The 12,880-nt window shown below is 40.4% G+C and carries 10 protein-coding genes; 9 read left to right on the top strand and 1 reads right to left on the bottom strand.

Translation table 11 applies throughout. The features are described from left to right. Nucleotides 1–64: 64 nt before the first annotated feature. From ACAM37_RS10490 to ACAM37_RS10470, 5 genes are all read left to right on the top strand, one after another. Nucleotides 65–1,504, top strand: coding sequence for a phosphohexomutase domain-containing protein (locus ACAM37_RS10490; protein ID WP_369626185.1), 1,440 nt, complete (start codon nt 65–67; stop codon nt 1,502–1,504). A 100-nt stretch (nt 1,505–1,604) separates the two neighbouring features. Next, on the top strand, nt 1,605–3,623 hold the full coding sequence (locus tag ACAM37_RS10485; RefSeq protein WP_369626184.1) for an O-linked N-acetylglucosamine transferase, SPINDLY family protein: 2,019 nt from the start codon (nt 1,605–1,607) through the stop codon (nt 3,621–3,623). Between the two features lie 379 nt (nt 3,624–4,002). Beyond that, nucleotides 4,003–5,724, top strand: a complete 1,722-nt coding sequence (locus ACAM37_RS10480; RefSeq protein ID WP_369626183.1) for a transferrin-binding protein-like solute binding protein — start codon at nt 4,003–4,005, stop codon at nt 5,722–5,724. 172 nt (nt 5,725–5,896) lie between these two features. Then, entirely contained in the window at nt 5,897–7,375 is a 1,479-nt protein-coding gene (locus tag ACAM37_RS10475) for a surface lipoprotein assembly modifier (protein WP_369626182.1), read from the top strand. A 70-nt stretch (nt 7,376–7,445) separates the two neighbouring features. Then, complete coding sequence (locus ACAM37_RS10470) at nt 7,446–8,684, top strand: lipoprotein-releasing ABC transporter permease subunit (protein ID WP_369626181.1); 1,239 nt, start codon at nt 7,446–7,448, stop codon at nt 8,682–8,684. Between the two features lie 311 nt (nt 8,685–8,995). Here ACAM37_RS10470 and ACAM37_RS10465 read toward each other — a convergent pair whose 3' ends face one another. Then, complete coding sequence (locus ACAM37_RS10465; RefSeq protein WP_219299791.1) at nt 8,996–9,619, bottom strand: thiol:disulfide interchange protein DsbA/DsbL; 624 nt, start codon at nt 9,617–9,619, stop codon at nt 8,996–8,998. A gap of 512 nt (nt 9,620–10,131) precedes the next feature. On the opposite strand from ACAM37_RS10465, the gene ubiG reads away from it, so the two are divergent. The 4 genes from ubiG to ACAM37_RS10445 all read left to right on the top strand — a co-directional run bounded on the left by ubiG (nt 10,132) and on the right by ACAM37_RS10445 (nt 12,859). After that, nucleotides 10,132–10,866 (top strand): bifunctional 2-polyprenyl-6-hydroxyphenol methylase/3-demethylubiquinol 3-O-methyltransferase UbiG, encoded by a 735-nt coding sequence (gene ubiG, locus ACAM37_RS10460; RefSeq protein WP_007116237.1) that lies wholly within the window; start codon nt 10,132–10,134, stop codon nt 10,864–10,866. A gap of 40 nt (nt 10,867–10,906) precedes the next feature. Beyond that, nucleotides 10,907–11,617 carry an HAD family hydrolase gene (locus ACAM37_RS10455; RefSeq protein WP_369626180.1) on the top strand — a complete coding sequence of 237 codons (711 nt, stop codon included), beginning with the start codon at nt 10,907–10,909 and terminating at the stop codon, nt 11,615–11,617. A 112-nt stretch (nt 11,618–11,729) separates the two neighbouring features. Beyond that, nucleotides 11,730–12,500: a YciK family oxidoreductase gene (locus ACAM37_RS10450; protein WP_050325276.1), complete on the top strand. Its 771-nt coding sequence runs from the start codon at nt 11,730–11,732 to the stop codon at nt 12,498–12,500. Between the two features lie 92 nt (nt 12,501–12,592). Next, entirely contained in the window at nt 12,593–12,859 is a 267-nt protein-coding gene (locus tag ACAM37_RS10445; protein ID WP_007116234.1) for a DksA/TraR family C4-type zinc finger protein, read from the top strand. Nucleotides 12,860–12,880 lie beyond the last annotated feature (21 nt).

Raw genomic sequence — 12,880 nt, 5'->3', positions numbered from 1 at the left:
GATTGTGAATAATTAACAGTTAATTAAATGACATTCTTAATTCTTAATCCAATGAGCCACGTATATGAATGATTTTTCTCCCATCAAAATTTCGTCTTTTAAAGCCTATGACATCCGCGGTGAACTCGGTAAAAATCTTGACGAGGACATCGCCTACCGTATCGGACGTGCTTTCGCCCAATTTTTAAGTGCACCGCTATCAAATCAGCAAAAACCAGCGATTGTGATTGGCTGTGACATTCGGCCCAGTAGTGAAGCCCTTAAAAAAGCCGCCATACAAGGCATATTAGATGCAGGTATTGATGTGATTGATTTGGGCATGACAGGCACTGAAGAAGTGTATTTTGCCACCAGCCACTATAGCGCGATTGGCGGTATTGAAGTGACCGCCAGTCACAACCCCATCAATTATAACGGGCTAAAATTGGTGCGTGAACAGTCAAAACCTATTAGCGCGGATACCGGCTTGGCAGACATTCAACAAATCGCAGAAAAAGGCGCATTCAAAGCGGCAGCCAGTAAAGGCGAGTATCAGTTAAAAGAAGACAAAACCGCCTATATCGATCATCTCATAAGCTATATTGACGTCAACGCGTTACGACCTTTGACAGTGGTCGTCAACTGTGGCAACGGTAGTGCCGCGCCAACGATTGATTTGCTTGAGCAGCGTCTACAAGCTGCCAACGCGCCTATTAATTTTATCAAAATTAATCATGCGCCGGATGGCAGTTTTCCCAATGGTATTCCCAATCCCATGATTATTGCCAACCGTAAAGTGACGGCAGACAAGCTATTGGCAGAGAAAGCGGACTTGGCGATTGCGTTTGATGGTGATTTTGACCGCTGTTTTTTCTTTGATGAAAACGCTCGATTCTTGGAAGGCACTTATGTAGTGGGGGTGCTTGCCAAAGCTTTCTTGGATAAAAATCCTACCGAGGCGATTGTCTATGACCCGCGCAATATCTTAAATACCGAAAGCGTCATCGCGGCGGCCGGTGGCAAAGCGACTATCAGTAAGTCAGGGCATTCTTTTATCAAACAAATCATGCGTGAAAACAATGCAGTGTATGGCGGTGAGATGTCTGCGCATCATTATTTCCGCGATTTTAACTACTGCGATAGTGGCATGATTCCTTGGTTATTGGTGATTGAGCTGCTGTCAAAATCAGGCAAAAGCTTGTCGCAACTAGTTGATGAGATGATTGCCGCTTTTCCCATCTCAGGTGAGATTAACTTTAAATTAGACGGTATCACTGCGCCTGCGGTGTTGGCAAAACTTGAAGAAATCTACCCACAATTTGATAGCCAAACGGCGACCCTTGATAAACTCGATGGCTTGTCGGTCAATTTTCCACGCTGGCGCTTTAATGTCCGCGCTTCCAACACTGAGCCACTGATTCGTCTCAATGTCGAAGCAAGCGGTGATAAAATGCTATTGGATGAAAAAACCAAACAGCTAGAAAATTGGATTGTGGCACAAGGCGGCACGCTAGCGGATCATTAATACTTCTGATGATTTACAATTGATTAAGGTTGTAAATGTTTTGTAGTTTGCCAACTATCTATTATAATCAACTACAAATCTCTGATATGACATTTTTTCAATGAACCCGACACAAACAAAATCTTCTGCTGTTAATAATGTATTGCTTAATAATGATTTAACAAATGACGTTTTGCCAACTCCAGATACTGCACCAAATATATTGCAATACTCACAATTAAAGCCTATACCAAAATCTATTGATGTGATGGTAGTGATGGCAAGGGCATTTTGGACGAAAGGTGATTTAGATAATGCCATGATTTGGTTAAATAAAGCATTGGCAATGACGGTCAAACGTGCGGATATCTGGTATGACAAGGCTAACCTATTATTGCTACAGGATAAAACTGTCGAGGCGGTGGTGTGTTTTGATAGAGGCTTTCAACTAGACGACCCAAACATTAATGATCTTCATCAAATCGGCACCTTAGCAAAAGAGCAAAAACAGTTTGACATTGCGGTACGCTGTTTTGAGCGTGTTGTGTCAGCCTATGAAGATTATCCTAATATCTATTATGACTTGATATACACAACTTATTGGAATCGCGCTTATACTAGAACTATTGAACTGTGCGATATCGCCCTTAATAAAACCCCGGATGTTGTATATTTTTGGTTTATGAGAGGTTATGCTTATAGAGAGCAACGTCTATATCCACAAGCGATTGAGAGCTTTGAAAAAGCTGCTCAAATTGACCCTTACCATCCTGAGTTACTAGGTATTTTATTTGGCCTAAAAACAAAAATCGGAGACTGGAATCATCTTACCGATTTGACTGAACAGATGATAACGAGCATGGATGCTAGATATCCTATCGCTGCGCCCTTTGATTTTGTTGCGGCATGCGATGCGCCTCAGCAACAATTATACTGTGCTGAGTCTTATGTACAGCGCAATGGCTTCATCGAAAAGCCCTTAACGACTGAGCGATTTGATTTTACTGAGCAAATTCAATCGCGTATTAAGGTTGCTTATGTGTCTGCCGATTTTTATAACCATGCCACAGCTATCTTGATGGCAGAGTTATTTGAAATACACAATAAAGAACGTTTTGAAATTTATGCCTATTCGTATGGTGAAAATATTGAAGACGAATGGCGTATTCGCTTACGAAATGCCTTTGAGCATTTTCATGAGGTATCAACCTGGGATGATAAGAGCATTGCTGAGCATATTCAAGCGCAGAATATTAGCATTGTCATTGATTTAAAAGGCTATACCACCCACTCAAGAACAGGCATTTTTAGTTATCGTCCGGCCCCTATCCAGATAAATTATATTGGCTTTCCTGGCACAATGGGTGCTTCTTTTATTGATTATATCATTGCAGATAACACCCTTATTCCACCACACCTTGAAAGGTTTTATAGTGAGAAAATTATTAGATTGCCTCATACCTATCAGCCTAACGATCGACATCGGATAATTGGTGATACTGTGCCTAGTAGGGCGGAAGTGGGTTTACCCGAATCAGGCTTTGTGTATTGTTGCTTCAACAATCCTTACAAGGTGATGCCAGAGACATTCTCGGTGTGGATGCGCATCCTTCACGCTGTGCCCAACAGCGTGCTGTGGTTATTAAAAGATGAACCTGAAACCGAGGCAAACCTTAAGCACCAAGCCTCTATGGCGGGGGTTGATGCCAGTCGCCTAATATTTGCAGAAAGACGTTCGATTCCAGAACACTTAGCACGTCATATGCTAGCAGACTTATTCTTAGATACGCTACCGTATAATGCGCATACCACAACAAGTGATGCATTATGGACAGGTTTGCCAGTGCTTACCTGCATGGGCCAGTCTTTTGCTTCTCGAGTCGCCGCAAGCTTACTAAACGCATGCGGTCTTACCGAACTTATAACCGAGAGTCGAGCGGATTATGAAAAACTCGCAATCGAACTAGCCTGCCATCCCACAAAATTAGCCACAATTCGAACCAAATTAATTGCAAATCGAGACAAGCATCCCTTATTCGATACTGTAAGATATGCCAAAAATTTGGAAACTGCTTTCGAGACAATAATCCGATTGGCAAATGACAAGAAGCCGCCTGAAAGTTTCACTGTAAGTGAGTAGTAAGTTAATAGAAAGCAACAAATTTAACCTTTAAAATATATTAAAAAACATATTTTATACAATTATGCTGAATATTATTATGCGAATAGTGAAAAATATTTAAATTCAATCTGCGCCGTATATTGATGCGAATATTGAATAATTATCATTAACATATTTGCATAAGTATTTGTTTTTAATTGATTTTAGTTGATTTGTAAATAATAAGCTAGATTTGGTAAATAAATTGTAAATATATTGACGATATAGAAAAAAGTCTGCTATTATCCTACTTACAGATAGCAAAAACACTGTAACATTACAAAAACTCATGCCTTAACATCGCTATGATTTATTTTTTTGAGTTTTTGATTGTCTCCCCAATCATAAGGAATTCCATATGAAAATGAAATATTTAGCTCTAGCGATTATGAGCGTAGTATCAACGACTGCATTAACGGCTTGCGGCGGCAGCGATGGTGATGGTTCAGGAGTTTTTGCTCCACCAGGCACACCTACTACTGGGACTAGCGGCACAACTGCGACTTCAGGTACTACAGCAACTAGCGGCACAACTGCGACTTCAGGTACTACAGCGACTTCAGGTACTACAGCAACTAGCGGCACAACTGCGACTTCAGGTACTACAGCGACTTCAGGTACTACAGCGACTTCAGGTACTACAGCAACTAGCGGCACTACTGCCACTTCAGGTACTACAGCAACTAGCGGTACAACTAGCACCAATCCTGGCGCAGGTGATGTAACGCAAAACCCGGTTATTAACGGTGTTAAGATTGCGGAAACTCCAAGCGTTGTTGGACAAAACTATAATCGTAACGCACAAGCAAACTTTGACTATGTGGCTAACAAAGACGGCGCTAATAAAAGTCAACCCGTTGCTTTAGGTGGCAAAACCCTTCAAGACAAAGACATGAAAAACATTGTTTTAGGTCGTGAAGTATACAATGATCAAGTAGTAGATGTAAGCCGTTACGCTGGTAAAATCAATGGTGATGATGCAGCAGCAGCAGTTGCCTACAACACCAAATCATTTTCTAATGAGACAGGCGCTGCCACTGCAGTAAAAGCAATTAAAGTTGATAATAGCCCGCTACAAGTGCGTAATGATACAGTAATTACAGCACCGCAGACTTATTTAGTCAAACCAGCTGATTCAGCAGGCTTATATCATCAAACTTCTACTTCAAACGCATTTACTTTGGGCACGGTAGAGGGTAATAATGTAGAAACGGCGAATGATACTACTGATACTCGTATTTTTGGTTCAAAAGCATTCGACAAAGATGGCGTTTATACTAATAAGGCACCAGCTAACTCGTATCGCGCTGTGTCATCAACGTCTAATGCTACAGGCGCCATGACCTATGCTAATACGGCTAATTTACAAAACATTAAATTAGATAATGTACAGTATGGTCGTGTAAGTACTAATATTGATGCATTAGATCCTACTACTGTAGGTACTCAAGTTGCTAAAGGTCAACAATTTGTTGGTACGGAAGCTCGAGCATTTAATGCCAAAGATGCTGTTAACACTTACTTCTATCGTGGTTTAAACGAAACTACTTTAGCTCAGATGAAAGCGTTACCACAGGATGCAGTGTATAATTATTATGGACATGCATTGACTTACGGTTTGAATGGTGCAAGCGGTGCAGCTGCTGATCCAAATTCTAACTCTGTAGGTGATAGTCAAACAGTTACTACCTTGGGTGACTTTGTAGCAGCTCAGTATAATGTTAAAGACAAAAAATTAGCGGGTAATATCTATAATGTTAAATTTACCAATGGTACTAATGGTGTTCAAAACCCACTAGTTACATTTAGTGGTAATGTTACTGGTAATACTGTGGTAGGTACTTCTACGCTTACAAATGCTGTTTCTTCTACTGTTACTGATAGAAAGGGCGATCTTAAAGCATCTTTCTATGGCGATGCGGCGCAAGAGTTGGGTGGTGCTGTAAACGCGCTTGAAGGAGAGAAGTATGGTAACTCAGCATGGGGTGCAGTATTCGGTGCAAAACGTGATATCGTAGCTCCACCAGCACCTCCAGCACCTGTGGATACAAGCGGAAACGTTTCTTCTAACGAACGTTAATCAAAATTATTATTAATGATTCTTATAAAAAAACGGCTAATTTATTAGCCGTTTTTTTATTGCTATAATATTTATGTGGATAAAGATTTTGTAATAATATAGTCTTTCAATCGTAGAGATTGTTATAATGGAATACATTTTTTTTGATAATCTTTCCTTTATAGGTTTACATATGTTTACTACCCATTTGTTATCATTTTACCGACCACTAGTAAAATACCCAATGCTATTTACCTGTGTTGTACTGCCATTACAAAGTTATGCTGAAGAAAATATATCCGCTACCCAGTCTTCTACGGTAGAAATGGCCAATTCTAGTACTACCAATAGCAACCTGCCCAAAGTAATGGATAAAAAGGCCTCTATTGAATATCTTAAAAATAATCCAGAGGAAATGGAAAAAACGCTATCGTATTTGATTTTTCGTCAAGATGCTGATGCATTAAGAGATTTGATACCTGTTTATGCCCAGTATCCACAGCGAGACGAATCAGTGGTTGAATGGGGAAAAGGCATCATTGCGATGAAGGAAGGTCGAGTGGTTGATGCAATTCATTTATTTCGTAAAGTTAATGCAGTTTTACCCAATATTAGATTATTGCGTTTTCAATTAGCTTATGCCTTGTATCAAGACAAACAATACAAAGCGGCTAAGAATGAGCTAGAAAAACTTCGAAGTAGTTTGACCGATCCAAAAGAAATAGAAAGTGTTAATCAATACATTAGAGCGGTTGATAGTAATGAACGATGGGTATTTGACTTTAGCTTTAGTTTCTTAAATGACGATAATTTAACCAATGCCTCAGCTGTTGGTACCACCTTAACAAATGGCAACGTATCTTTAGTTAATACCCAACCACATGAGGAAGGAAAAGGCATTGGTTATGGTATCGGAGCAAATAAAAAGTGGCTAATTAATGACCGCTATTATGTGCCTTTACACTCAAATATCTATGGTAAATATTATTGGGATAATCACAAGTTCAATGAAGTCAATGCAAATGTTGGATTAGGTATAGGCTATCAAAATGCGACAACTGAGCTAGAACTTTATCCTTCGTTGACTCAAGAATGGTATGGCGGTGGCGTATCTCGTGAAGAAAACAAGGGTGAATTAGAGAAATATTATCAGAATAAAGCATTAAACTTTAGTTACAACCATTGGGTTACACCAAAATTAATGTATCAAAATTTTTCACAGCTTGCCCAGTTGCGGTATGAAGATGCATACGATGTTAATGACATGAATTCTAAACTTTTTTCAAATTCACTTGTTTACTTGCCTAAACAGACTCGTTCTTTGACAGGCAGTATTGATTATATAAAAGGGGATAATGATAAAGGTTATGAAGGCGATTCTTACGACCGTGTAGGTATTAGATTAGGATGGGGAGAAGCGTGGAACCATGGTATTTCAACACGTTTATCTATGGGTTATGCTCAAAGAGATTATGATGCGCCCCAAGACTTCATAGGTATTCAGCGTAAAAATAAAGAGTATGATTTAGGCTTAAGCCTTTGGAAGCGTGATCTTACATTATTTAAGCTTACTCCGCGTTTATCTTGGAATTATCATAAAGTGAAAAGTAATAGTGCTTTTGAAGAGTACTCAAAAAACAACCTTAATCTAGAATTAACCCAAACATTCTAATTGTTATCAATTATCGAATTATCTACAATGGGCGATATTATATCGCCCATTGTATATTTAGGAAATCTTTATGTTCCGTCCTATTGCTGCCTACATTGGTTTACGCAATGTTTCTGCTAAAAATTCTAATACATTTATTTCTTTTATTTCTTTGATATCAATGCTTGGAATGATTTTAGGAGTGGCGGTACTTATTATTGTATTATCAGTAATGAACGGTTTTGAGCAACAAACCAAAATTAAAATCTTAGGTATCTTGCCTCAAGTGGCTGTATTTTCACCTAATCGGTTACCCGATTGGCAAAATTTAGCTATTCAAGCGCAACAGCAAGATAGCAATATTCAAATGGTTGCCCCTTTTAGCCGTACGCAGTGTATGGTAAGTACACCACAGGGTGGCGTCTCCACTATACTCTTGAGTGGTATTGTACCAGAATACGAAAAAAAATTATCTATCGTAGATGATCAAATGATAGAGGGTAATTTTGAAAGTCTATCTCAACAAAAAAATAATATTATTATTGGAAAGGCTTTAGCAGAATCCCTTAAAGTCAAGCTAGGAGATCAAATTACTGTTATTCTACCCCAAGGCACAAATTCGGCATCTGGCGTTATTCCTCGCTATACTCAGTTTACTGTTTCTGGGATTTATAAATTAAGATCTGACCCAGAAAAAATTTTCGCTTATGCACCTATGGAAACTGTTAATGCAATCTTGAATCAGCCACAAGGAGCACAGGGTTTACGTTTCAAGCTCAAAGATGTATTTAAAGCACCTCAGACCGCTGAGAAAGCCATCCAATTAAATCAAGGCTTAAGTGCACAAAATTGGACGATGACTAATGGTAATATGTTCAAAATACTCAGAATGCAAAAGACAATGATTGCGATGATTTTAGCTTTTATTATTTTGGTAGCAGGGTTTAATTTAGTTTCTAGTCTAATTATGATGGTCACTGAAAGAACTAGTGAAATAGCTATCTTAAAGACTATAGGAGCTAGCCGCAATCTGATAGTTAAAATTTTTATATTCCAAGGCAGTGTAATTGCAATAATTGGCACATTAACGGGAGGATTGTTGGGATTGGGCTTAGCAATGTCGATTGGCACAATTTCTCGATGGGTAGATACTACTTTTAACTTAGATTTATTTGGTACCTACTTTGTCACTGAGTTGCCCTCAAATCCCCAAGCAGGTGAAATTTTGCTAGTCATCATAGGAAGCACACTAGTGGCTGTGCTTGCCACCATATATCCTGCTTACAAAGCAGCAAAGATTCAACCCGTACAAGGATTAAAAGCAGAGTAAATTACTAAGATATATTTAATACAGAAGAAAATTAATTGATAAATTGGAAAAAAGCATGTGGATGTTGGTGCTTCAATACTAAAAGTCACCCGTAAAATCTAAAATAATTTTGGTAAAAATAGGAAGTACTACAAAAGTAAATCATTTTTTATTTATTTTTGAACAATGTAACGCATTGACTCGTTAAATTAATGCGTTACATTGCCTTATCTTATCTTATCTTATCTTATGATTTACGTCAAATTCGAATAAAATATTTACAACTAACAACTGCTATATGAAAATTAAAAGTAAGTAACGTAAATAAACAGTTATTTACCACCACGCTCAGCACGGGCTTTATTGATGAGATAGTTAACTACTTGTGGCACTTTGCCATCCTCACCCTCAACAACGTATTTGCCATCAACGACAACCGCAGGCACCCCTGACAGTTGGAAGCGCTGCGCCGCATCTTTTGAACGTGCGATACGGGTATTTACTGCAAAAGAATTGTACATACTGTTAAATTTATTGATATCCACGCCTTTTGATGCGTACCATTGACCGATAGAGGCTTGGTCAAACAATTTTTGACGGTCTTTTTGAATGGCGTCAAACATCGCTTGGTGGGTTTTGCCTTGATAACCTAATAACTGTGCGGCATAAAAACCGCGGGCGTTTTGTTCCCACACAGGGTTCATCGCAGCTGGCGTCTGCATAAACACCACATCAGCTGGCAATTTTTTTGCCCACTGTGCCATGTAAGGTTCTAATTTGTAGCAGTGAGGGCAACCATACCAGAAAAATTCACGAACAATGATTTTATTGCCTTCAATTTTCTCTGGGTTTGCAAGCACCTTATAGTCTTGACCCGCGACAAAATCTGCAGCTTGGGTTGATAAACTGGTCAAGCCGATAGCGGCGGCGATTGCGGTCATTGCTAATTTTTTCATGGTTGCCTCATTAACAGTCAAATCATAGGGTCTAGCACGGCTCATATCTTATAGAAAATCGCTTGCTAGTAGGGCTCAAAATACGAAAATACCTGCGCGGTATACTAGCATAAATTGAGGACGCGCCTAAGCGTAATCCTTTGTAAACTAAAAAAAACTACAGTGGTGAAAAACATAAGCAATATGTTAATTAAATTTTCTAAATTAAAAATTTTATTTTTTAAGTTTATTTTATTAATTACATTCAAACTTGGGCAGTTATGCGGCTGGGCAGTGATAAGCTACTTTACCCAACTAATTTATCCTACAATTTTACGCTATCAGCCTGCCACATAAATTCTACAGCGAATGGGCTAAAAACTGTTAGAATAAGGCTATTTTTGATGGCAATTGTGGTTAGCGAGTAACCGCATTTCAAAAAACGCGATAACACGCTATTGAAGTAACGCTATTAAAGTAAAAAGTATCGAATTAAAAAAATAGCGAAGTAAAAATCAAACGGAACTATCATCATGACACAACCGAATCTACAGCAAAACGTCGACTTACAAGAAGTACAAAAATTCACCGACCTTGCCAATGAATGGTGGGACAAATCAGGTGCGTTTGCCACCTTGCACCAAATCAATCCGCTACGCTTAAACTGGATTGAACAGCAAACCATCGCCCGCCAGCAATCAGGATTAACGGGCAAAAAAGTGTTAGATGTCGGCTGTGGTGGTGGTATTTTGTCACATAGCATGGCAGTGCGCGGTGCCACGGTGACGGGTATTGATTTGGGAGAAGCCAACATCAAGGCAGCACAAATCCACGCCGAGCAAACTAGCCAAGCGATTGATTTTGCTTGTGTTGCTGTAGAAGATTTTGCCAAAGCGCACGCTGGTGAGTTTGATGTGGTGACTTGTATGGAAATGCTTGAGCACGTGCCAGACCCGCAGTCAATTATCAATGCTTGTTTTACCCTGCTCAAACCCAATGGCGTATTGGTACTATCGACCATCAATCGCAACCCAAAATCCTACCTGTTTGCGGTGATTGGCGCTGAATACTTATTACGCTTGTTGCCACGCGGCACACATGATTATGAAAAATTCATCACCCCAGCCGAGCTAGATCGCTTTGCTCAGCGGGCAGGCTGCAAACGTCAAGATTTAATTGGCTTACATTACAATCCCCTTATCAAGCACTATTGGCTGGCACAAAATGTTGACGTTAACTACATGATGGCGGTATATAAGCCTCAGTAGTTGGCTTTACTTAAATATTAATCGTTGATTTGAGCAAAAAATGACTGAAAAATGCCAAGCTGTATTGTTTGACCTTGATGGTACCTTGATTGATACAGCGCCTGATTTTATCCGTATTATCAAAGTGATGTGCGCCAAACACCAGCACCCAGCGCCTAGTGATACCGCCATTCGCGAGCAAGTTTCTGCAGGCGCCAGAGCCATGGTCAAGCTGATGTTTGGCGAGCTTGCCAATGTGACTGAGGATGACCCAACCTTGTTGGCTTATCGGCAAGAGTTTTTGGACACCTATGAGGCCGATATCTGTGTTGATAGTCGCTTGTTTGATGGACTGGATTCGCTGCTAAAAAACTTGGAATCACGTGGTATTGTATGGGGCATTGTGACCAATAAGCCGCGTTACTTGGCAGAAAATTTATTAGACAAGTTGCAGCTAACTGAGCGCTGTGGTGTATTGGTATGCCCTGATGATGTCAAACACACCAAACCTGACCCAGAGCCCATGTATTTGGCAGTAGCGCGTTTGAATGAACAACTCAGGGGTCAGCTACAGCCTGAAAATTGTGTATATGTTGGTGACCATATTCGTGACATTCAAGCGGGCAATGCGGCGAATATGCGCACGATTTTGGCAGCTTATGGCTACATTCCCCCTGAAGACCAAGCGGATTTGGGCAGTTGGGGCGCGGATAACATAATCCATAACGTCGCTGAATTGACCGCTTTGCTTGGCGATTGGACGGATGCTTGAGCGGATATTTGAACAAGCAACTAGGCGGTTGATGCATAGACAAGGTGTTAACAATTTGCCCGATTTTTAGGAAATTTTTTAGCAAGCTTTTGAGAAAAATTTTGAGGAAACTATGACTTTAGCAACGCATGATGATATCCGTAACTTTATCCCACCTGCCGACTGTCTAAAAGGTAAAAATATTTTGGTCACAGGGGCTGGTGATGGCATCGGCAAAGCAGCAGCGCTAAGCTATGCAAAATATGGCGCGACCGTGCTACTACTTGGCAAAACCGCGAGCAAGCTTGAAGCCGTGTATGACCTAATTGAAGCAGAAGGCGGTGCTGAGCCTGCTATGCTACTGATGAATTTAGAGAGCGCAAGCTACACAGAAATGCAGCAATTGGCGATTTTGATTGAGCGTGAAGTCGGGCATTTGGACGGTGTTTTACACAATGCAGGGTTGCTCGGCGTATTGACCCCACTTGAGATGTATGACCCGATTATTTTTGAGCAAGTGATGAAAGTCAATTTTAATGCCACCTTTACCCTTACCCAAGCTTTGTTACCGCTACTCAAATCTGCCCAAAGTGGCTCAGTGGTGTTTACTTCTAGTAGTGTTGGTAGCCGTCCACGCGCGTTTTGGGGGGCATATGCGCTGTCAAAATTGGCAGTAGAAGGGATGAGCGATATTTTCACCCAAGAAACCCAAAAAACCACCACCCTGCGCTTTAACTGCATCAATCCCGGTGCCACGCGTACCCAAATGCGGGCTGCTGCTTATCCGAGCGAAAACCCCAACACCTTGCTTGCGCCCGAAGATTTGATGAGTGCGTATGTTGCTTTGATGAGTGATGAAGCGGCAGGTATCAAAGGTCAGGTGATTGATTTACAGCCACAATAAAATGGCGCGATGACGGCATTAATACGCTATTGAAATTTGAAAAAACCACTACCATATTATTATGGTTAACCTATTAAAATCTAAGGAAAAATATGGCAAGTGGTTGGGCTGCGGATGGCGCAGAAAACGAACAAATTGAAGCGACTATTAATGACGCGATTGAACGGGCAAAACGGGCATTGCCACAGGGCGAGAGCCTAACTCATTGTGAGGAGTGCGATGCCCCGATTCCTGAAGCACGGCGTCTTGCGATGCCTGGGGTGCGCTTGTGCGTGCGTTGTCAACAATCGCTAGAACAGCATCAGCAAAAAGTTGAGCTATTTAATCGCCGTGGTAGTAAAGATAGCCAATTGCGCTAAGCGTATTGGCGAATGCTGTAG

The sequence above is a fragment of the Moraxella sp. K23 genome, assembly GCF_041154765.1.
GTDB classification, from domain to species: domain Bacteria; phylum Pseudomonadota; class Gammaproteobacteria; order Pseudomonadales; family Moraxellaceae; genus Faucicola; species Faucicola tetraodonis.
The sequence above is the reverse complement of the archived record's forward strand: the minus strand, read 5'-3'. Positions and strand labels throughout refer to the sequence as shown.

Bases quoted from the DNA above. Each gene is read 5' to 3' on its own strand.
- ACAM37_RS10465 (WP_219299791.1), bottom strand. From the start codon at position 9,619: ATGAAAAAATTAGCAATGACCGCAATCGCCGCCGCTATCGGCTTGACC.
- ACAM37_RS10480 (WP_369626183.1), top strand. From the start codon at position 4,003: ATGAAAATGAAATATTTAGCTCTAGCGATTATGAGCGTAGTATCAACG.
- ubiG (WP_007116237.1), top strand. From the start codon at position 10,132: ATGACACAACCGAATCTACAGCAAAACGTCGACTTACAAGAAGTACAA.
- ACAM37_RS10475 (WP_369626182.1), top strand. From the start codon at position 5,897: ATGTTTACTACCCATTTGTTATCATTTTACCGACCACTAGTAAAATAC.
- ACAM37_RS10445 (WP_007116234.1), top strand. From the start codon at position 12,593: ATGGCAAGTGGTTGGGCTGCGGATGGCGCAGAAAACGAACAAATTGAA.
- ACAM37_RS10485 (WP_369626184.1), top strand. From the start codon at position 1,605: ATGAACCCGACACAAACAAAATCTTCTGCTGTTAATAATGTATTGCTT.
- ACAM37_RS10470 (WP_369626181.1), top strand. From the start codon at position 7,446: ATGTTCCGTCCTATTGCTGCCTACATTGGTTTACGCAATGTTTCTGCT.
- ACAM37_RS10450 (WP_050325276.1), top strand. From the start codon at position 11,730: ATGACTTTAGCAACGCATGATGATATCCGTAACTTTATCCCACCTGCC.
- ACAM37_RS10490 (WP_369626185.1), top strand. From the start codon at position 65: ATGAATGATTTTTCTCCCATCAAAATTTCGTCTTTTAAAGCCTATGAC.
- ACAM37_RS10455 (WP_369626180.1), top strand. From the start codon at position 10,907: ATGACTGAAAAATGCCAAGCTGTATTGTTTGACCTTGATGGTACCTTG.